This window comes from Streptomyces sp. MAI_2237 (genome assembly GCF_054189285.1).
Genome location: NZ_JAJPGQ010000004.1, coordinates 59,541 through 79,609, shown reverse-complemented (window position 1 = coordinate 79,609; position 20,069 = coordinate 59,541). Strand labels below are relative to the sequence as shown.

Annotated in this window: 20 protein-coding genes; 1 reads left to right on the top strand and 19 read right to left on the bottom strand. The window is 70.9% G+C overall.

What is annotated here, in order from left to right; all coding sequences use genetic code 11:
• Window positions 1-9: 9 nt before the first annotated feature.
• The 11 genes from LN251_RS27440 to LN251_RS27390 are packed head-to-tail and all read right to left on the bottom strand — an operon-like array spanning window position 10 to window position 10,315.
• The gene (locus LN251_RS27440) at window positions 10-1,248 is read right to left on the bottom strand and encodes a beta-ketoacyl-[acyl-carrier-protein] synthase family protein (protein ID WP_458246873.1); all 1,239 of its coding nucleotides are present in this window, start codon (window positions 1,246-1,248) and stop codon (window positions 10-12) included.
• The gene (locus LN251_RS27435; RefSeq protein ID WP_404145393.1) at window positions 1,245-1,487 is read right to left on the bottom strand and encodes an acyl carrier protein; all 243 of its coding nucleotides are present in this window, start codon (window positions 1,485-1,487) and stop codon (window positions 1,245-1,247) included. The genes LN251_RS27440 and LN251_RS27435 overlap by 4 nt, the downstream gene beginning before the upstream one ends.
• Before the next feature lie 45 nt (window positions 1,488-1,532).
• Window positions 1,533-2,537: a beta-ketoacyl-ACP synthase III gene (locus LN251_RS27430; RefSeq protein WP_458246872.1), complete on the bottom strand. Its 1,005-nt coding sequence runs from the start codon at window positions 2,535-2,537 to the stop codon at window positions 1,533-1,535.
• Window positions 2,534-3,613 carry a fatty acid desaturase family protein gene (locus LN251_RS27425; protein ID WP_458246871.1) on the bottom strand — a complete coding sequence of 360 codons (1,080 nt, stop codon included), beginning with the start codon at window positions 3,611-3,613 and terminating at the stop codon, window positions 2,534-2,536. The genes LN251_RS27430 and LN251_RS27425 overlap by 4 nt, the downstream gene beginning before the upstream one ends.
• Window positions 3,610-4,593, bottom strand: a complete 984-nt coding sequence (locus LN251_RS27420; protein ID WP_458246870.1) for a VlmB-like protein — start codon at window positions 4,591-4,593, stop codon at window positions 3,610-3,612. The genes LN251_RS27425 and LN251_RS27420 overlap by 4 nt, the downstream gene beginning before the upstream one ends.
• The gene (locus LN251_RS27415; protein WP_458246869.1) at window positions 4,590-5,159 is read right to left on the bottom strand and encodes a flavin reductase family protein; all 570 of its coding nucleotides are present in this window, start codon (window positions 5,157-5,159) and stop codon (window positions 4,590-4,592) included. Before LN251_RS27415 ends, LN251_RS27420 begins: the two co-directional genes overlap by 4 nt.
• Entirely contained in the window at window positions 5,150-5,641 is a 492-nt protein-coding gene (locus tag LN251_RS27410) for a hypothetical protein (RefSeq protein WP_458246868.1), read from the bottom strand. Before LN251_RS27410 ends, LN251_RS27415 begins: the two co-directional genes overlap by 10 nt.
• A complete protein-coding gene (locus LN251_RS27405; RefSeq protein ID WP_458246867.1) occupies window positions 5,641-6,156 on the bottom strand; it encodes a type II toxin-antitoxin system RatA family toxin in 516 nt (171 codons plus the stop codon). Before LN251_RS27405 ends, LN251_RS27410 begins: the two co-directional genes overlap by 1 nt.
• Window positions 6,143-7,441 (bottom strand): aspartate aminotransferase family protein, encoded by a 1,299-nt coding sequence (locus LN251_RS27400; protein WP_458246866.1) that lies wholly within the window; start codon window positions 7,439-7,441, stop codon window positions 6,143-6,145. The genes LN251_RS27405 and LN251_RS27400 overlap by 14 nt, the downstream gene beginning before the upstream one ends.
• Before the next feature lie 8 nt (window positions 7,442-7,449).
• Window positions 7,450-8,586 carry an acyl-CoA dehydrogenase family protein gene (locus LN251_RS27395; RefSeq protein ID WP_458246865.1) on the bottom strand — a complete coding sequence of 379 codons (1,137 nt, stop codon included), beginning with the start codon at window positions 8,584-8,586 and terminating at the stop codon, window positions 7,450-7,452.
• 40 nt (window positions 8,587-8,626) lie between these two features.
• The gene (locus tag LN251_RS27390) at window positions 8,627-10,315 is read right to left on the bottom strand and encodes an aldehyde dehydrogenase family protein (protein WP_458246864.1); all 1,689 of its coding nucleotides are present in this window, start codon (window positions 10,313-10,315) and stop codon (window positions 8,627-8,629) included.
• Between the two features lie 173 nt (window positions 10,316-10,488).
• On the opposite strand from LN251_RS27390, the gene LN251_RS27385 reads away from it, so the two are divergent.
• Complete coding sequence (locus LN251_RS27385; protein WP_458246863.1) at window positions 10,489-11,499, top strand: bifunctional lysylphosphatidylglycerol flippase/synthetase MprF; 1,011 nt, start codon at window positions 10,489-10,491, stop codon at window positions 11,497-11,499.
• A 36-nt stretch (window positions 11,500-11,535) separates the two neighbouring features.
• On the opposite strand, the gene LN251_RS27380 is transcribed toward LN251_RS27385, so the two are convergent.
• The 8 genes from LN251_RS27380 to LN251_RS27345 all read right to left on the bottom strand — a co-directional run bounded on the left by LN251_RS27380 (window position 11,536) and on the right by LN251_RS27345 (window position 20,010).
• Window positions 11,536-12,300, bottom strand: a complete 765-nt coding sequence (locus LN251_RS27380; RefSeq protein ID WP_458246862.1) for an AfsR/SARP family transcriptional regulator — start codon at window positions 12,298-12,300, stop codon at window positions 11,536-11,538.
• 363 nt (window positions 12,301-12,663) lie between these two features.
• Entirely contained in the window at window positions 12,664-14,247 is a 1,584-nt protein-coding gene (locus LN251_RS27375; protein ID WP_458246861.1) for an acyl-CoA carboxylase subunit beta, read from the bottom strand.
• 127 nt (window positions 14,248-14,374) lie between these two features.
• On the bottom strand, window positions 14,375-15,220 hold the full coding sequence (locus LN251_RS27370) for a thiolase family protein (protein ID WP_458246860.1): 846 nt from the start codon (window positions 15,218-15,220) through the stop codon (window positions 14,375-14,377).
• 88 nt (window positions 15,221-15,308) lie between these two features.
• Entirely contained in the window at window positions 15,309-15,959 is a 651-nt protein-coding gene (locus tag LN251_RS27365) for a GDSL-type esterase/lipase family protein (RefSeq protein WP_458246859.1), read from the bottom strand.
• A gap of 60 nt (window positions 15,960-16,019) precedes the next feature.
• On the bottom strand, window positions 16,020-16,535 hold the full coding sequence (locus LN251_RS27360; protein WP_458246858.1) for an SRPBCC family protein: 516 nt from the start codon (window positions 16,533-16,535) through the stop codon (window positions 16,020-16,022).
• The gene (locus LN251_RS27355) at window positions 16,532-17,992 is read right to left on the bottom strand and encodes an MFS transporter (RefSeq protein WP_458246857.1); all 1,461 of its coding nucleotides are present in this window, start codon (window positions 17,990-17,992) and stop codon (window positions 16,532-16,534) included. The genes LN251_RS27360 and LN251_RS27355 overlap by 4 nt, the downstream gene beginning before the upstream one ends.
• A 139-nt stretch (window positions 17,993-18,131) precedes the next feature.
• Window positions 18,132-18,803: an HAD family hydrolase gene (locus LN251_RS27350; RefSeq protein WP_458246856.1), complete on the bottom strand. Its 672-nt coding sequence runs from the start codon at window positions 18,801-18,803 to the stop codon at window positions 18,132-18,134.
• 7 nt (window positions 18,804-18,810) lie between these two features.
• Complete coding sequence (locus LN251_RS27345; RefSeq protein ID WP_458246855.1) at window positions 18,811-20,010, bottom strand: cytochrome P450; 1,200 nt, start codon at window positions 20,008-20,010, stop codon at window positions 18,811-18,813.
• Window positions 20,011-20,069: the final 59 nt, after the last annotated feature.

Genomic DNA, 20,069 nt, shown 5'->3' with positions numbered 1-20,069 from the left:
GCGCGCGTCTCAGGGGCGGGTCAGCAGCACCACCGCGTTCTGCCCGCCGAATCCGAAGGAGTTGCTGACGGCAACCCGCACGTCCGCGGGCCGCGGCGCCTTGGCGACGACGTCCAGGTCGATTTCCGGATCCTGGCTGGTCAGGTTCGCGGTCGGCGGGACGAGGCCGTTCTCCACCGTGAGCGCGGTGACCGCCACCTCGATCGCGCCGGCGGCTCCCAGCGAGTGGCCCGTGACCCCCTTCACCGACGTCACCGACGGGCGTTCGCCGAGCACCCGCCGGATCAGTTTGGCCTCCATCAGGTCGTTGAGCGGGGTGGAGGTGCCGTGCGCGTTGACGTGGTCGACCGATTCCGGCGCGAGCCCCGCATCGTCGAGAGCCGCCCGCAGCGCCAACTCCGCACCCGCGCCGCTGGGTTCGGGGGCGGTGGCGTTGTAGGCGTCCGCCGAGGCGCCGTATCCGCTGACGCAGGCGCGGATACGGGCGCCGCGGGCCCGCGCGCTCTCGGGCCGCTCCAGGACCAGGACGGCCGCGCCCTCGGCGGGTACGAAGCCGTCCCGGTCCACGTCGAACGGCCGTGAGGCCGCGGCGGGTTCGTCCTGGCGTTCGGAGAGCGCGCCCATCTGCTGGAAGCCGGAGATGATCGAGGGGATCAGGCAGGCCTCGGTGCCGCCCGTGACGACCACGTCGCAGCGCCCGCTGCGCAGCAGTTCGCGCGCCTGGCCCACCGCTGTGGCACCGGACGCGCAGGCCGTGGCCGTCACGAAGTTGGGCCCGCGGGCCCCGATCTCCATGGCGATGTAGCCGGCCGCCATGTTGACCGCGAGCATCGGGATCAGCAGGGCGGAGACCTTCTGCGAGCCGTGGTCGAGCAGGATCTGGTGCTGCTTCTCCCAGGACGCGGCTCCGCCGATGCCGCTGCCGAGCACCACACCGACCCGGGCGCCGTCCCAGGTCGCGGGATCGAGTCCGGCGTCGGCGACGGCCTCGGCGGCCGCCGCGAGCGCGAGCTGACTGCTGCGGTCCAGGCGCCAGGCCTTGCGCCGGCCGACCGCGGCGGCCGGGTCGAAGTCGGGGATCGAGCAGCCGATGCGCGCGCGGATCTCGGCGAGCGCGGGCACGGGCCGGGCGGCCGTGCCGTCCGCCGCCGTGATGCGCTCCCAGGACGCCTGGGTGCCCAGGCCCGCGGGGGTTACCATGCCGATGCCCGTGACCGCCGCGTCGAACCGGCCGTCGGCCGAGGTCATCGCAGCGCCACCAGCTTGGCGTCCAGGACGCCGGCCGCCTCGGCCAGGGTGTTCTTGGCGTGCAGATCGTCGTCGGTGAGGGTGATGCCGAACTCCTCCTGCGCCGCGAGCGTCAGCTCCACCAGCGCCAGCGAGTCCAGTTCCAGCTCCTCGAAGGTGTTCTCCGGCGCGACCTCGCCCGGCTCGATGCCGAACCCCTTGGCCAGCAGGCCGACAAGACGGTCGTAGGTGTCGCTCATGGTGTGCTCCTCACACGGATGGTGCGGGTGGGTAGGGGAGGGGTCTCACGCAGGGGTGATCGCGGGCCAGCGGACGGCACAGGCACCCCAGGTGAGGCCACCGCCGAAGGCCGTGAGGACGGTGCGGTGCCCGGGCTCCAGGCAGCCCGACGTCACGGCGTGCGCCAGGGCCAGGGGAACGGAGGCGGCCGCGGTGTTGCCGACTTGGTCGAGATGGACGGGGCACCGTTGTCGCGGCAGCCGCATACGGTCCGCGACGGCGTGCAGGATGCGCAGGTTGGCCTGGTGCGCGACGAGCCGGTCGATCTCGCCCGCCGACCAGCCGGCCCGCCGCGCCGCGGTCAGCGACGCGTCGGCCATGCGCTCGACGGCGTTACGAAAGACGCTCTGGCCCTGCATCCGGAAGTACGGGTCTCCCTGTCCCCGGGTGAGCGAGTGCAGCGGCTCGCGGGAGCCGCCCGCGCGGACGATGATGAGTTCGCTGCCGGAGCCGTCACTGCCGAGCACCGGCGCGGTCAGGGCGCCCGGCTCGTCCGCGTATCCGGCGCGCAGCACCACGGCGCCGGCGCCGTCGCCGAAGATGGCGCGGGTGGAGCGGTCGGCCGGGTCCAGGATGCTGGAATACATGTCCGCGCCGATCACCAGCACGCTGCCTGCGGTGCCGGCGGCGATCAGCCCGGCGCCCGCGGCCAGCGCGTACAGGAAGCCGGTGCAGACCGCGCCCACGTCGAAGGCGGCCACCGTGCCTAGGCCGAGCCGGTCCGCCACGAGGGGCGCGGTGGCCGGGCAGGGGTGGTCCGGTGTCGTGGTGGCCAGCAGCACGGCGTCCACGGCCTCGCACCCGGCGGACTTCAGCGCGCGCCGGCCCGCCTCCACCGCCAGGTCCGAGGTGGCCGTGGCCGGGTCGGCGACATGGCGGACGCCGATGCCCGTGCGGCTGCGGATCCACTCGTCCGAGGTGTCCAGTTCGCGGGCCAGGTCGTCGTTGGTGACCGCGTGGGGCGGCAGCCAGGTGCCCAGGCCGCACAGCACCGCGGCGTCGGCGCTCACCGTGCCCCCTGGACCGCGGTGTTGCGTTCCAGCGCGGCGACCTCCTCGCTGACCTCGCCGAGATAGCCGGCGACGTCCAGGTAGGAGCGCAGCAGCCGCTCCTCGGCGTACGGCAGCCCGTTGCGCACCAGGTAGTCCTTCACCAGGGGCTGGGCGCGGCGCAGGTTGCGCCGGGGCATGGAGGGGAACAGGTGGTGCTCGATCTGGTAGTTGAGGCCGCCGAAGAAGAAGTCCGTGAGACGGTTGGGCACCAGGTTGCGCGAGGTGATCACCTGCCGGGTGAGCCAGTCCAGTTCCTCCTGCTCGCCGTCGCGCACCGGAAGTCCCTTGTGGTTGGGCGCGAACATCAGACCCATGTAGAAGCCGAAGAGCGCCTGGTGGACGACGACGAAGGCGATTCCGATGCCGGGGGAGAGCACGGTGAACACCACGGTGAGGTAGACCGCCAGATGGAGCGTCAGCAATCCCAGGTCCAGCAGGACGTACCGCTTGAGGGCGCCCTTGCGCGCCGCCACGTAGCCGGAGGCGTGCAGGCGCAGTCCCTCCATGAGGATCAGCACGTAGAACATCCACGCCTGGTGGCGGACGATGAACCGGCCGGCCGATCCGGTGCGCTTGGTGCGGTCCGCCGCATCGAAGATCACCTGGCGGCGCAGGATGTCCGGGTCCAGCGACAGGTGGTTGGGGTAGTTGTGGTGCTTGGTGTGGTGGCCGACCCACCAGCCGAAACTCACTCCGGTGAGCAGGTTGCCGTGCGTGTAGCCGATCACGTCACCGGCCCGGCGGGTGCGGAAGATCTGCCGGTGGCCCGCGTCGTGCCCGATGAGGTCCGTCTGGCCGAAGCACACCGCGAGGCCGACGGCCACGGCCAGCTGCCACCAGCTGTCGCCGACCAGCGCGAACAGGGTCCAGCCGGCGGCGAGGAGCAGCAGATTCGCGAGGATCTTGATCGTGTAGTAGAGGGGCTGGGGGTCCATGTGGCCGGCCTGGCGCACCAGTTGGGTCAGTTCCTGCAGGTCGGCGGTGCCGCCTGTGGGAGGCGCCGCGGAATGGGGGGTCCTGTCCAGGGCGCTCATATCGCCTCCTGAAGGCCCATGTAGGCGAGCCTGGTGCGCTGCATGCGCTCGGCCCACGCGTGCCCGGTCTCCAGTCGCTCCTGCGCGCTTGTGTCGGCCAGGCGCCGGCCGGGCCAGATTTCGTAGTCGCCCAGCAGGTCCCGGTGTTCCTCGACGCCCTGCTGGAACAGCTCCTCACGGCGCATCAGCTGCTCGGTCGTGGGCAGTTTCTCCCACAGGGCGTAGCCCTCCTGCATCAGCTCCAGGAGCCGGCCTTTGTCCTGGGGGTGGCGCAGCAGGTGGTCGCGGACGATGGCGCTGCCCACCGTCAGGTGCCGGATCTCGTCGATGCCCGCTCCTCGTTCGATGTCGGCGGCGGCGGGATCGAAGATGCGCCACTTGCGCTCGGAGAGCTCGGCGGCCGGCGCCAGCACGCCCTCGACGAGAACGGTCAGGACCAGGACGCCGCCGATGAAGTCGCGCTCGTCGCGCAGCACCCGCAGCCCCAGATCCTCCAGGGGGACGAGGATGCGGTCCCGGTCGTCGGCCGACAGGCGGGCCACCGTGGCGAACAACTCGTGTGAGGCGATGCCGAGGTGGAGCAGATGGTTGCGGAACACCATGGCGTGCCGGGCCTCGTCGATGAGCTGGGTGGCGTAGAACTCCATGGTGTCGTTGTCCGGGGCGAGTGCCGTCAGGTAGCCGATGGCCCGGGTGGCCTTCTCCTCGGCGACGGACCGGTAGGCGAGCTCCTGGGTGAGCGCGCTGTTCAGCGGTCCCGGCCTGGTGACCACCTCGAGCGGCGCCACGTGGGGATCGTGGCCGAGGACCCGGCCGCGCAGCGTGCCGTGCGGCACGGCGTTGAGCCAGTACTGCAGATTGCATACGGCCGGGGTCAGCTCGAGGCTCTCGGCCCCGTCCAGCAAGGAGGGTGCACGGTCCCAGTCCGCCTCGGCCGGGATGCCGGCGGGCGGCGCTGCCGGTGGTGTCGGTGTCGTCATGAGGTGTCCTTTCCGTCCCGTTCCCCTGGGCGGATGGTGGGCGTCAAAGGGCCGCAGTGCAGCTGGCCGTCGAAGTTGATCAGCGGAGTGCCGCCGCGGTGGACGGCCGAGACGACGCGGGCGATCAGCAGCTCGTGATCGCTGAACGGAACGGTCAGCTCGGGTCGGCACTCCAGCCAGGCGATCGCGCCGCGCAGCCGCGGCACCTGGTCCGTGCGGACGTCGAGCCATGCCTGAGCCGGCAGCTGGTCGAGCCCGCTGGGCCGGGCGCGGCGGGCGAAGTGCCGTGCCAGCGCCTCCTGTTCGGCGGCGAGACCGTTGGCGACGAAGGTCGGGCTCTGCGCCATCGCGGCGAGAGCGCGGCTGCCGCTGCGCAACGCCACACAGGCCATCGGGGGCTTGCCCGGAACGGTGCTGAAGGTGCTGACCGTCACGCCCTGCGCCGACTCGCCCAGCCCGCAGGTCAGGACGGTCACCCCGGTGGCGAAGTGGCGCATCACGCCTACGGTCTCGGCGTCGACGCCGGCGGGGGAGGCCGTGCAGGGACGACGGGTGGCTACGGCCATGACGGCGAGCCCACGCTGTGCGGGTCCGGTTCGCAGGCGCTGCCCGCCGCCTCGTACTCGCTGCGGAAGCGGCGGTAGGCCTGATGCGGCTCCGGTTCGAAGTGCACGCCGAACGGCTTGAGGAAGTTGCCGAACAGCGCGCGGTCGCCGAAGAGATGGATGGGCAGGGCGAGCAGGGCCCACTCGGGACCCCACAGCCAGATCCAGGCGAGCGCCACCAGACCCTGCGTGACCATGGAGTGCATCACGTTGTACAGGACGTAGTAGACCTTGCTGAGCTGCTCCTTGCGGCGGTGGTACTGGATCGCCCCGGGGATGTAGCCGATCAGGTCGATGTAGAGGAACAGGGCCACCGCGGGCACCCACCGCACCTGGCCCAGGTGCACGAAGAACAAGACGACGGCCACGAGGAGACCGAGCGCGTACTCGGCGCGCACCAGACGGGCCGTCACCGGCGTCATGAACAGGTTCTTGGTGTCCATCACACCCCCTGTGCCACGGCGGCGGCCGTCACCGGACGGGCGGGCTCGGCGACGGTGCGGGCGAGGACCTCGTCGCCCACCACCGAGCCCTCGGGAAACAGGCCCAGGACCACGCGGGCGATCGTCTCCCTGATGACGCGCTCGGCGACCGGGTCCAGGATTCCGGCGAGGCTGGGGATCCCGAAGTCGAACTCCGCGTCGAAGCCGACGCGTACCTCCTCGCCCCAGCGGGAGATCCGCCAGGTGCCGGTGAACGACTCGAAGTCGCCGTCGAGTTGGGCGAAGGTGATGGTGAGCGCGGATTGGTCGAAGCGGTCGGACTCGGTCCAGCGCAGGATGCCGTTGCGGAAGTACACCTCCCAGTCGCTGGTCTCCTCCGCGTCACTGATGTCGTGCACGGTGACCGAGCGCACCACGGGTGCGAGGTCCGGATACCGGGCGAACTCCCGCACCCGGTCGTACACCGCGTCCGGGGCGATGCCGGGCACGCTGATGGTCACGTCAACGCTGCGCATGGGATGCGCCACCTTCGAGAGTCGGGACATAGCGAGCAGCCTGCGCACGGCAGGCACGGTCGAACGCGGTGAGCAAGAACGTCACGTCCGAGGGGCTGAGGACGGCGGGCGGGGTGAGCCGCAGCACGAGATGGGAGTTGAGTGAGTGGTTGGCGACCACACCCTGCTGGATCAGCTCGACCAGCAGGTCTCCGGCCGGCCCGGGCTCGGCGAACTCGATGCCCAGGAGCAGCCCTAAGCCGCGTACCTCCCGCAGGAGATCGCCGAAGTGCTCCTTGGCGATGCGGCCGATCGCGTCGAGGAGTTGGGTACCGAGGTCCCGGGCCCGGGCGACCAGGTCCTCCTCCTCGATCGCGGTGAGGGCACCGCGTACGGCGGCCATCGCCAGCGGCATCCCGGAGAACGTGGAGGTGTGCAGGTAGGGGTCCTTGTCGAAGGCGGTGAACGCCTGCGGTGTGGCGACGACCGCCGAGACGGGCATGATCCCGCCCCCCAGGCCCTTGCCCGTCAGCAGCACATCCGGCGTCACGTGCTCCAGGTCCGCGCCCCACCACGCGCCCAGCCGGCCCAGGCCGGTCTGGATCTCGTCCAGCACGAACAGCGCGTCGTGGGCCTGACACAGCCGCTGGACCGTGCGCAGATAGCCGGGCGGCGGGAGCACCACACCGGCCTCGCCCTGGACCGGCTCGATCACCACGCAGGCGCGGCCGGACGCTGCGGCGAGCCGCTGCTCCAGGGCTTCGGTGTCGCCGTAGGCGACATGGGTGGTGTGCGGCAGCAGCGGCCGGAACGGCTGTTGGAAGAGTTCCTTGCCGGTGAGGCTGAGCGCGCCCATGGTCTTGCCGTGGTAGCCGCCGTAGGTGGAGATCAGGCGGTCTTTGCCCAGCGTGCGGGCGATCTTGATGGCGGTCTCGACGGCCTCGGCTCCGGAACAGGCGAAGTGGACCCGTTCCAGCCCCCGGGGGACCTTGGCCACCAGCGCGTCGGCGGCCAGCGCCGCCTGGGGTTCGAGCAGGACACGGGTGGCGACGGGGTTGCGGTGCAGCTGGTCGGTGACATGGCGTACGACGGTGGGATGCCGGGCGCCCATCAGGAGCACGCCGTAGCCGCTGCAGTTGAGCAGCCGCCGGCCGGAGGCGGTGCTCACCCAGGCGCCCTGCGACTCCGTCTCCAGCTCGCCGCCGAGCAGCTCGCCGAGTGTGGCGCGGCCCTTGCTCAGCCGGGTCCGGTACAGGTGGCCGATCTCCGCGCGTCCGGGGCTCTGCGCCGGCGTGACAGTGGTCATGACGCTCCTCATGTCAGGCGCAGCGGCCGGCCGTCGGCGTGGTCCAGGAAGGGCTCGGTGAAGCTGGAACGCGACGGCGGGTGGAAGGACAGCCCGTGTGAGGCGGCCGCGAGGTAGGCGATGTCGCCGGAGCCGATGAACGCCATACCACCGAGCAGTTCCACGGCCTGGCCCACGGTCGCGCGGATCGCGTCCTGCGCCCCGTAGCGGGCCACCAGGGCCCGCCCGAGGCCGGCGTTGCCGACCGCCCCGTCCGTGATCATGCGCGCTGTGCCTTCGGTGAGCAGGGAGGCCGTCTCGTACCGGGTCAGCAGCTCGGCCCGTTCGGTGTTCGTCCCGCGGCCGCGTGCCAGGACCCGCTCCACCAGCGCGCCCGCCATGCCGACGTAGGAGGCGGTGATGAGCAGTTCGAACCAGATGAAGCCGACCGTCTGGAGTTCGTCCAGCTCGCCCTGCTCGCCGAGTTCGGTGCGCATCACCTGCTGCTCGTCGACGAAGACGTCCGCAAGGCGGACCTCGTCGCTCTCCGCGCCGGCGAGGGCCCAGCTGGACCAGAACGGCTCCACGGTCAGCCCCTCGGCCTCGCGGGGCACGAGCAGCACGGCCATGTCGCTGGTGCCGCCGTCGCCTGGCAGCGCGGCGCTGGCGGTGAGCAGATCCATCGAACGGGACAGGCTGCACGGCTTCTTGGAGCCGTTGATGAGGTAGCCCTTCTTCGTCGGCCGGGCCTCGACCGTGGGGCTGAGGATGCCGCGGCCCGGACGCCCCTCGGCGAACCCCGAGGCGACCAGGAGGCGTTGTTCGACGATTCCCTCCAGCAGGGCCCATTCGACGCCGCTGCTTTGCAGGCTGTCGGCGAGCGAGAAGAGGGTGGCCACCGAGAAGTGGTGCATGGTGGTGGCCACCGCCAGCGAGGGGGCCGCCGCGGCCAGTGCGCGGGTGACGGCCACCGCCTGAAGCGGCGTGGCCCCACTTCCCGAGTAGGTCTTGGGGATGACCAGTCCCGCTCCGGCGTGGGAGCGGAAGAGGTCGATGGCCGGGCTGCCCGGCTTTTCCAGGTCGGCGAGCGGCACCTTCTCCAGCTCGCCGAGCAGGTCGGGCAGGAACTCCTCGCAGACGCGCCGGTCGGTGTCCATCGAACGCATGAGGTCGTCTCCTTGTGAACGTCCGTGTGTGCGCGACCGGTCAGGGGCGCTGGGCGACGAGGTTCTGCCAGGCGCCGAACACCGCGTCCCGGGGCCTGGAGCCGGAGCTGATGCTCACGCCCTGCAGGTGGGAGGTGCGCAGGATGGGGTAGTTGGCCTCGCCGAAGACGCCGCCCGTCAGGCCGGTGCCGCCGTGCGTGGGCAGGTAGGGCAAAAAGCCGATGTGTGAGTCGTTCACCTTGAGCAGGCCGCCGCTGCGGACCCGGGTGACGAACTCCTCGACGACGCCGTCGTCCTGCGCCCACAGCGAGTTGCGCAGCCCGTAGTGGCTGGAGTTGACGAACTCGACGAAGGTGTCGAGGAGTTCGCGGTCCGGGGCGGGGTCGGCGACGATGAGGGGGAGCAGGGGGAAGAAGGTCTCATGGCGTACGGCGTCGAGTTCGCGGGCCCCCTCGACCCCCCGCACCACGACGACGGTCGGTTCGAGGAAGATGCCGTTGGGGTCCCGCGTCTCGTCCAGCTGCATCGCGGAGCCGCCGCAGACCACCTCGGCACCCTTGTCGCGCGCGTCTTTCAGACAGGAGAAGAACTTCTCGTTGCGCAGCACCGGCGTCAGCAGCACGTCCGGTTCCCACGGGTGACCCGGGCGGATGTGGCCGATCTGCCGGACGAGCCGGCGCACGAGGTCGTCGGCGACGTCGGGGTGCACGAGCACCTGGTTGGGGATCATGCAGAGCTGTCCGGAGCCGTAGAAGCTCTCGGTGAGGGCCTCCGCCGCGAGCTCGACGTCGGCGTCCTTCCACACGGTGACGACGTCGTTGCCCGCCAGTTCGAGGATCGGCTTCTTGCCGGCCTCGATGCAACGGGCCTCGAACTTCAGCCCGTTGTCGCTGCTGCCGAAGTAGATGATGTCGTTCACCGCGGGGTGCGCCAGCCAGCAGTTCAGCATCGGGGCCGGGTCGCCGCAGACGACGTTGAGCGTTCCCGGCGGGGCGCCGGCCTCCGCCAGCACCGGCGCGACGATCTCCTGCATGACGTACATGACCCCCAGCGGCGCGCTGCGCGGCGCGCGTACCACCAGCGCGTTGCCGCCCATGAGCGCCGTCACGCCGAGCAGGGCGCTGGACAGGGGGGCGTTCTGCGGCGGATTGAGGCAGACCACACCGTCGGGCTGGCGCCGCACCTGAAGGCGGCGTTCGCCGCGGTGGAACTCCTGGAGCATCTGGGCGCGGTAGAAGCCGATCGACTCCGCGCCGAAGCATTCCAGCATGCCGGACACCTGCCATCGGGCGAGGGCCAGCGGGTGTCCCTCCTCGACCAGGATGGCGGCGATGTCCTCGGCGTGCTCGGACAGCCGGGCGTGCAGCAGCCGGCCCACCGTGTCGATCCGGGTGTGCCCCGGCATGGCGCCCCATGCCGGGGCGGCCGCGGCGGCGGCCTCGACCGCCTGTTCCACCGTGTCCCGGCCGGCCTTGGCGACGCGTCCGACGACGGTGGCCGGCAGGTCGTCGGGTGCGATGCGTCCCTGTTCGAGTTTGCGTTTGAGGGTGAGATTCGCGAACACGTCGTCCAGCAGGGAATCGGCGTCGAGTACATAGACCCAGTCCCCGCCGGGCACTTCCTGTCCACCGACATAGGACTGATAAGTGCGCAGCCGTGCGGGAACCCTGCGCGTGCCGCGCTGATGCGGGCGCTGGGAAAACGTACGGGACAACTGCGTACTGCCCACGCTCACTCCTTCGGTGTGCAACCGGACCAGCTGCCGAAAAGGCCGCGTCGGCGATCCTCACAGGGCTTTCTGACAAGCGGCTGAAAGCCGGCTGATACCTCGACGTCAGCGGGATGCGGCAGGTCCCGCCTACCTTGTGCGAGGTTTTGTCGGGCGAACGGGAGGGGTGGAGGGTGAGCCAGGTGCCAGACAATTCACCGAAGGGCGAGGAGGCTGCGCAGGCAGCTCTGGCCGCCGTGCAGAAGTACGCGGAGAACCCCAGCTCCTTCCTTGCACTGAACGCCGGCAATCGGTTGTTCATCGGCGACGGGGGCGAACTCGTCACCTACCGGGAAGCCGGCCGTTTCTTCGTCCAGTTCGGCGGTGTCTTCGGCCCCCGCGACCGGCAGGCGGCGGTGCTCCAGGAATTCAAGCGGCACGCCCGAGACCGCAGGCGCCGTATCGTGGGCATCCAATTGCAGCGCTCGGACGCCGAGTTGTACGCGGCAAACGGATTCACCCTCAACCAGGTGGGGTCCTCCTACGCGGTGCACCTTCCACAATTCACGCTCCGCGGCTCGCGGTTCATGAAGCTCCGCAACAAGATCTCCCGGGCCCGGCGCGGTGGTCTTCAGGTGGCGGAGGTCGCCTACGCAGACCACCGCGAGAGCGTCCGGGACATCGACGCGGCCTGGCTGCGTGGCAAGGGGCGGCACGTCAAGGAGATCGAGTTCCTGATCGGCGAGATCGGCGGGCCGGTACAGCAGTATCGACGGCTGTTTTTGGGCACGCTCGAGGGCCGCCCGGTGGCCTACATCTCCTACGCACCGGCCTACGGGTCACGACCGGGCTGGCTGCACGATTTGAGCCGGCGTCTGCCCGACGCGCCGCCGGGGGTGATGGAGGCCGTCAACGCCACCGCGCTGGAGACCTTCTCGCGCGAGCAGGCCGAGTGGCTGCACTTCGGCTTCACTCCGTTCACCGGCCTGGACGCCTCCCATGAACTGACGCCGAGCAGCGCCCTGACCGGCAAGTTCCTCAGGCTCCTGGCCGAGAAGGGGGAGGCGGTCTATCCGGCCGCCAGTCAGCTGGCGTACAAGGAGAAGTGGGGGCCGCACCTGGTGCTGCCCGAGTACCTGGCCTTCGAGGGCGGTGCCAGTCTGGCCGCGGTATGGCACATACTGCGGGTGACCAAGTCGGTATGAGCCCGCACCGTCCACGGCGTCACCGCGGCGGCCCTGTCACCTCAGGAGATTCTCCTCCTGCTGCAGCACCTCCTTGAGCTTTCTCTGCATTCCGGGGCCCGGGTCGATCCCCAGTTCCGCGGAGAGGTTGTGCTGCACGCGACGGTAGACGCTGATGGCGTCCGCCTGGCGGCCGGACCGGTACAGGGCGGTCATCAGTTGTTCGCCGAAACGCTCCCGCAGCGGGTGCTGGGTCAGCAGCTGTTCCAGTTCCGGGATCACCTGCTGATGCCGGCCGCGTTTGAGCTGGGCGGCGATGAACAACTCCCGGCCGATGAGCTTGGTCTCCTCCAGGCGCGCATAGGCGATGCGGCACGTCATGCCGTTTCCCGCGTCCAGCAACGCCGGGCCCCGCCAGGCGGCGAACGCCGCGGAGAGCAGTTCGATGGCGCGCTCGGGATCTTTCCCGACGTACTGGCTCGCCATTTCCACGGTGTGCGTGAACCAGAGCGCGTCGACGTCTTCGGGATCGACGTCGAGTACGTAGCCGGAGTGCGTGGTGCGGATGAGGTCCCGCGTGCTCGGCCTGCCGGTCTGGCGCGCCAGGATGCGACGCAGTCGGGCGATGTGGGACTGCAGGGAGTTCTCCGCCGTTTTCGGCAGGCGGTCCCCCCAGAGCTCGTCCAGCAGGTCCGCGGCGAGCACCGGGGTGCCGGGCGTGAGGGCCAGGGCTGCCGTGATGGCCCTGAGCTTTTCTCCCGGAATTTCTATGGAAACACCCTCCTCGATCAATTGTAATGGCCCGAGCAGCTTTACTTGCATTCTGCTGTTCCCCCGTATCTGCGATGTGACGGCGGAGGGCAACCGAAGGGTGAAGATGAGGTTGCCTCGACCTTCATCGGTGTAAAGCGGCGGCTTCGAACATTAATTCGCCTCCTGGCGAGCCTAAGTGATCAATGTGCCCGATTCAACCGTGTCCGGGTAATGTTTCCGCGCTGTTGCGCCGATCATGGCGGGAAATGGTTCCGGGGAATCTGCGGACTCGTTCGGCCTGTCGGCGGGTCTGGCGGACCGGCGCAGGTCAACCTCGTGCTCCGCAGGGCTGTGACCGCCGTCGACGGAATGCGGATGTCTGAAATCGTCTGATTCCGTTCATGGCGTGGGGTTCCCGAGGATGTCGTGCGATCAGGTCGGCGGATTTCCGTGCTTGCGGGAAGGCAGCGGTGCGTGCTTGGTCCTGAGCATGTCCAGTGAGCGGATCAGCGCGGACCGGGTTTCCGCGGGATCGATGACGTCGTCGACCAGACCGCGCTCGGGGGCGTAATAGGGGTGCATGAGTTCGCGCTGGTATTCCTTGATTTTCTGGGCGCGCACGGCTGCCGGATCCGCGGCGTCGGCGATCTCGCGGCGATGGATCACGTTGACCGCGCCCTCGGCGCCCATGACCGCGATCTCGTTCGTCGGCCAGGCGAGCGAGATGTCGGCGCCGATGGACCGCGAGTCCATCACGATGTACGCACCCCCGTACGCCTTGCGGAGGATCACCTGGACACGGGGGACGGTGGCGTTGCAGTAGGCGTACAGCAGCTTCGCGCCGTGCCGGATGATGCCCTGGTGTTCCTGGTCCAGGCCCGGCAGGAAGCCCGGTACGTCCACGAGGGTGACCAGGGGAATGCTGAAGGCGTCGCAGAACTGCACGAATCGGGCGGCCTTTTCGCTCGCGTGGATGTCCAGCACGCCGGCCAGGACGGCCGGCTGGTTGCCGACCACGCCCACGACGTGGCCGTCCAGCCGTGCCAGGGCGCACACGACGTTGCCGGCCCAGGCGGGCTGCACCTCGAAGTACTCGCCCTCGTCGACGATCTCGCCGATCACGGCGCGCATGTCGTAGGAGCGGCCCGGGTCCACGGGAACGAGTTCGAGCAGCCGCTCGGTGCGGCGGCCCGGCGGGTCACCGGCCGGCGCCCAGGGGGGCGGCTCCTGGTTGTTGGAGGGGAGCATGGTCAGCAGGAAGCGGACGTCCTCGAGGCAGGACTCCTCGTCGTCGTAGCAGAGCGTGGCCACCCCGGAGGTCGCGGCGTGTACCTGGGCGCCGCCGAGCTCGTCATGGGTCACGCGGGCCCCGGTCACCGCCTCGACGACGTCCGGCCCGGTGATGAACATCTGTGAGGTGCCGCGCACCATGAACACGAAGTCCGTCAGCGCGGGGGAGTAGGCGGCGCCGCCCGCGCACGGGCCGAGCATCACGCTGATCTGCGGGATGACCCCCGAGTTGCGGGTGTTGCGCCGGAAGATGCCTCCGTACCCGGCCAGCGCCGAGACGCCTTCCTGGATCCGGGCTCCGGCGCCGTCGTTGAGACTCACCAGGGGAGCCCCGGTGGTTGCGGCCAGATCCATCAGCTTGTGGATCTTCTCCGCGTTGGCCTCGCCCAGGGCCCCGCCGAAGATGCGGAAGTCGTGGGCGTACACGAAGACCTTGCGGCCGTGCACCGTGCCCCAGCCGGTGATGACGCCGTCCGTGTGCGGTCGTTTGCCGGCCATTCCGAAGACGGTTGCGCGGTGTCTGCGCAGCGCGTCGATCTCGGTGAAGGAGCCAGGGTCCAGGAAAGCGTCGAGGCGCTCGCGCACCGTGAGCTTTCCCTTCGCCCGCTGTGCCCGGGTCGCCCGTTCGTCCGGGCCATTGAGCAACCGGTCCCGTATGTCGCGGAGTTCGGACAGCTTTCCGCTGTAATCACTGTTCCCTACGGCTTCATCAACAGAGGTTCCCATGTGGATCCGTCCGACCTTCGGCAGTAGTGGCCGGAATCTCGCAGAGTGGGCTGATAGCCCGCTGAAATGCGCGCTTCAGCGCACGGAAACCGCACTGTGCGGCCCAGGGGGGCCGTGCCGCCGGCCCCTAGGGCGCACCGGAGGAGACGACGACCGCCTCGGCCGGATGGTCTCCCCAGGTGCCCAGGGCGATCAGGCCGTGCCCCTGCCGAGCCAGGACGCGCGCCAGCAGCAGAGCCGTCCGCATTCCGGCGGTGTCGAACACACGGCGTGGGGCGGGCCCCTCCTGCTGCGGGCCGTCGGCCGGCTGCGCTCCCACCCGGACCAGGCTGAGGTTCGGGGGCTTCGCCGGCACCCGGCGCAGGGCCCGGCTCACGGCACGCTCGGCGTCCTGATACGACGACGGACTCGGTCCGCCCGTTGTGCCGGGGGCGCTCACCACCCTGGCGAGCCAGGGCAGGCCGAGGCGTTCGGCCCGGGAGCGGCGCATGAGGACGACGGCGGCCGCGCAGTCCGCGCGGCCGCCGAGACCGGACAGGGCGCCCGGGCCCAGGGCCCGGGCGATGTCCCGAGGCAGGACGAGTCCGCCGGCCGCCGCGCGCCTTTGCGGCGTGGGGTGCTCGTCCCGATCCGGCCCGGCAAGGGCCAGGTCCACACCGCTGACGACGACGACTTGTCGTTGCCCACTGCGGATGAGCCGGTCCGCGAGTGCGATCGGGTGCAGGCTGCACGGGCCGGTCGCGCTCACCGAGATCACCGGGACGCGGTCGGGAAGACAGGCGCGATGGGCCGTCCGGCGTGCATGGGTGTGTCCGGTGATCAGACAGTCCACGTCGGCGATGCACACCTGCGCCCGGTCGAGCGCACTTTCGATGACGATCGCCTCGAGGACGTTGGTGCACACCGTTCCCAGCCCGGTGAAGAGATCTCCACCGGGCGTGCACGCTCCCGCGAGGATCACTGATTCGTGCATGCGCGCCCACCGTTCGGCCGGGAGGGGAGGGGACGCGGAACCGGACGCTTCCGGCCGCGGACGTCGGGGAGGCGGGAAACCACCGTTCCTAGGCGGCGGCCCGTCCCGAGGCGAGATGGCTCACCAGACGGCTGATGACGGCGCCGGCGACGTCACGGTCGTCGACGTCGGTGCGCCGGCCGCTGTGGTCGGAGGCCACATCGACATGGACCGCGCCTCGTTTGAGGGCGAGTTCACCGGTGCGTTCGGCCAGCAGCCGCAGCCGCTGCTGAAGGCCGCCGCAGCGCTGCTCGGCCGCCGGTGCCAGCAGACGCGGACCGTACAGGCCGATGGTGATCACATCGGCGCCGGAGTCGCGCAGCGGGCCCACGATCCGGTGCAGCTCCGCCTCCACCGCGTCGACGTCGAAGGGGTCCGTCAAGGCCTCGTGACCGCCCGCCACCACGGCGGCCAGATCGCCGCGGAAGGCCAGCGCCTGGGCCAGTTGGCGGGCGCGGACCTGTGCGACCGTGTGGCCCCTTCGGCCGAGGTTGAGGTAGGCCAGGTCGGGCCGGATCGACCGCAGTGTCTCGGCCACGCGGTCCGCCCACGGTGTGCCGGCGCCGCGGCCGGGGACCAGGCCCCGCGCGCCGATGTCACCGAGCACGATGAACCGCCGCCAGGGGACGCGGTCCAGGGACGTCGTGTCCTTCCCGCGCTGATCCGGTCCGTGGGGTGCTTTCTGGGAGGTGCCGGTCACGGTGCTCTCCTGGAAATGGGGGGTTGCCAGGGCCTGTTCGAAGCCGGTTCGGGCGGTGTGTCACCGATGCCCTCCCCGCTCCTCGGCGGCGCGGGCGATGCGGTGCAAAGTGGTGCGCATGCCGGCCCTGTTGACGCCGGCGCGTTCCTGCGGAGGTGTCCCGGTGAAGGCCTGGCCGAGGAACTCGGCTGCCTTGGCACCGCGGCCGCGCCGCAAGTCCTCCCACTGCTCGACGAGTTCGACGCCGTCAGGGTGGGGGATGACGCGATAGCGCCACAGGGCGATGGGCAGGGCGAAGGAGGTGACCTTGAAAGCGAACTCCCGGTCCGGCTCGGCCCGTACGACCCGGCAGGAGGTGAACCACACCCAGGCGCCGCGGCGGTTGAAGCCCCAGAAGCGGTCGCCCGTGCGGGGTGTGGCGTGCCGGGACAGGACGGCCCAGCACTCGGGGCTCCACCGGCCCATGTCGCGGATGCGGGCCACGGTGGCGTAGACGCGTGCGGCCGGTGCACGGACGACGACGCTCTCCTGGACCGCCCATTCGCGTGGGGCCCGCACTGCTGCGTCCGGCGTCACAGCTCCGCTCCCGGCCCGCCGGCGGCCTCGGCGACGGCGGCCGCCTGCCGGGCGTCCTGCCCGGTGCGTGCCGGCGCCGGACGGTTTCGTGCGGCCAGCCCCAGGCCGAGCAGGCCCGCAACGGTGGCCGTGGCACAGCTGAAGAACACCACATGGCTGTAGCGGGCCGCCTCGCTGGAGGCGGGCACGGACAAGATGGCCGCCAGCGCGGCGATGCCCAGGGCGCCGCCGATCTGGCGTACCGCCATGTTCAGCCCGGTGGCACCCGCGAAGTCGGCCGGCTCCACCGACAGCGCCGCGGCGCTGGACACCCCGGTGCTGACCGCGCCGATCCCGGCGCCGGCCAGCAGCCCGACCGGGACCCACATGCTCCACAAAGCGGCGTGCGAGGAGAGCGTCAGCGCCAGCCACAGGCCGGCGGCCACCCAGGTCAACGAGCCGAACAGGACCACCAGATGGGGGCTGCGCCGGCTCAGGGAGCGTCCGACCTGAGCCGCCACCAGGGCGGAGAGCACCGCCCCCGGGCTCATGGACAGGCCCGCCACGATCCTGGAGTAGTCCCAGACGTCCACCAGGAACAGGGCCCCGATCAGCAGCCACGCGTACAGGGCGGCGCCGAAGAAGAGCGAGACGAGGTTGGCCAGGGCGAAGACCCTGCTGCCCCACAGCCGGGTCTGCAGGGCGGGCCGGGGGTGGCGCCGGGCCCGTGCCAGCGTCAGGACGAGCAGGATCAGGCCGCCCGCGAGGCAGCCCAGCACCCGGGGGTCGCCCCAGGTCCAGTCGGGGCCCTGGGTGACCCCGAGCACGACGAGTGCGGTGCCCGCGGCGAGCAGGACGGTCCCCAGCACGTCGGGCAGTCCCGTCGCGGTCGGGACGGAGGCGCGCACCACTCTGATGCCCACCAGGAGCGCGATGCCGAGGGGAACGTTGATGAAGAACACCGAGCGCCAGCCGACGGTGTCGATGAGGATTCCGCCGAGGCTCGGACCGGCGGCCGCGGCGGCGGACGCGGCTGCGCTCCACAGCCCGATCGCGGCCGCCCTGCGCTGCGGCGCCACGTCGGCGAGGACCAGGGCCAGCGACGCGGGGATCATCGCCGCCGCGCCCAGGCCCTGCAGGGCCCGCGCGAGCAGGAGCACGGGCAGGCCGGGGGCCACCGCGCACAGCAGGGAGGTGGCGGTGAACAGCCCCATGCCGACGACGTAGAGCCGACGTCGGCCCAGCACGTCCGCGAGGCGCCCCGCGGGCGCCAGGAACGAGGCGAACACGATGGCATACAGCGAGATGACCCAGGTCAAATCCGTGACCGAGGCGTCGGGGAAGCTGCCGTGCATGTCCGTCACCGCGAGGTTGGCCACGGTGGCGTCGAGGATCGAGAGGAAGATGGCACCCGCCGCGAGCGTCACCACCACCGGGTAGTTCGGCCGCGTCGCGGCCGGATCCGGGCTCCGGTCCATGAGTGTTCAGCCCTTCGTCGTTTCGCTGGACGACTCTTACTCTCACAAGACTTCGCCGTGCGGCGCTGGCAGGTTTGCGACGTAGTCGGCCGAGCGCGGCACGACGTCCGGAAAACGACCGTGGGCGGCCGCGCGCGGGTCATGCCGGCCTGGCACCGGGGAGCCGGCGCCAGGCGCCCGCCTCGGCGTGCCGGGCCAGCACGGCATCCGGCCCCACCACGACCGGATGCCCGACGGCGAGCAGCATCGGCAGGTCGGAGGCGTGGTCGCCGTAGGCGTGGCAGTGCTCGCCGCGCAGGCCCAGATCCCGGAGCAGGGTGCGCACCGCGACGGCCTTCTCCTCACCGATCATGGTGGCGTCCACCGCGCCGGTGTGGATGGTGCCGACCGTCCCGGGCCGGGCGGACAGGACGGCGTCCACGCCGAGTCGTTGGGCGAGGGGGTCCAGGCAGGCGGCGAAGGAGCCCGAGACCAGCACGACGCGCTCGCCCCGCCGCTGGTGCGCGCGCAGCGCGTCCACCGTGGCGGTCAGGAACAACTCCCCGGAGCGCAGTTCGCGCTCGAACCAGTCGCGGCCCTGGGCGGCGAGCTCGCGCGCGTCCTGTCCGGCGTAGAGGCGGTAGTAGGCACGGGCCACGGCGGCACGGGGCGCACCGCGCTCAGCCAGGACCCGCAGCCCGCGCACCGCCTCCTCGAAGGCGGCACGCGACCGGCCGCGGACCTGGAAGTGGTGGCGCAGGAAGCGGTACATGCTGTTGACCGCGATCAGCGTCTCGTCGACGTCGAAGAACGCGGCCGCCGGCAACGCCATGGAGGGCTCAGCCCCACGCGACGGGAAGTTCTTCCCAGCCGCCGAGGGCCGCGAAGTCCTTCCAGCGCAGCTGGTGCGTCGGCACCGCGAGCCGCAGCCGGGGAAACCGGTCGAACAAGGCGCGCAGCCCAATGGCGAGTTCGGCCCGGGCCAGACCCGCGCCGATGCAGAAGTGCGGGCCCGGTCCGAAGGCCACCTGGGTGCGGTGCTCGCGCCGGATGATGCAGCGGTCGGGATCGGGGTAGACCTCGGGGTCACGGCTGGCGGTGCCGACCGAGGCGAGCACCGCGGAGCCCTCGGGGATGACGGTGCCCCCGAGCTTGACGTCGCTGGTGGTGATGCGGATCGAGGTCCCGCCGCCGGGGCCGTTGAGACGTATCACCTCTTCGACGGCGTCCGGGTAGAGCCCGGGATCCTCGCGCAGCAGGGCCAGTTGATCAGGGTTGCCCAGCAGGGTCGCGGTGCCTCCGCACAGCACGGTGACCGTGGTGTCGTGACCGGCGAGCAGCAACAGCGCGCCGAGGCCGACGATCTCCTCCTCGGTGGGCTCGCCCTCCTCGTCGTGGATGGCCACCAGGGCGCTGATCAGGTCGTCGCCGGGGTCCGCCCGCCGCAGGCCGATCAGATGCGCGAAGTACTCGCGCATCTCGGCGTTCGCCCGGTTGATCTCCTCGGGCGGGTACTTGGTGAGCGACATGAACCGGTCCGACCAGGCGCCGAATCGGTCGTAGTCCTCGAACGGCACCCCCAGGGTCCGGCAGATCACCCGCAGCGCCAGGGGGCGTGCATAGACCGCGGCGAGGTCGGCCTCGGCCGGGCCTGCCTCCATGGCGTCCAGGAGCTGAGCTGCGACCGACTCGATGTAGGGGCGCAGCCGGTCCACCCGCTGCGCGGTGAACGCCCGGTTGGCCAGCCTGCGCAGGCGGGTGTGCCGGGGCGGGTCCATGGTGAGCATGCTGTTCGGATCCGGCTCGACGACCTGGGCCCGCGCGGCTCCCGGACGAAACAGCGCCTCCCGGCTGAAGCGCCGGTCCGACAGGGCGATACGGACGTCCTCGTGGCGCGCCACGAACCAGGCGGGGTCGCCGGTGGCGAGGGTGATCGGGCACACCGGCTCCTCGCGCAGCGCCTGCGCGTACACGTCCGGGGGCACGAGCGGATCGGTGCGCTTGGTGGGGTAGGTGAACCTGGGCGTGTGCTCGGGCATCGTGCTCACTCCTTCGTTGAGACCCGGCGTCCGTGGTGGGACCCGGGCGTCTCCCGGTC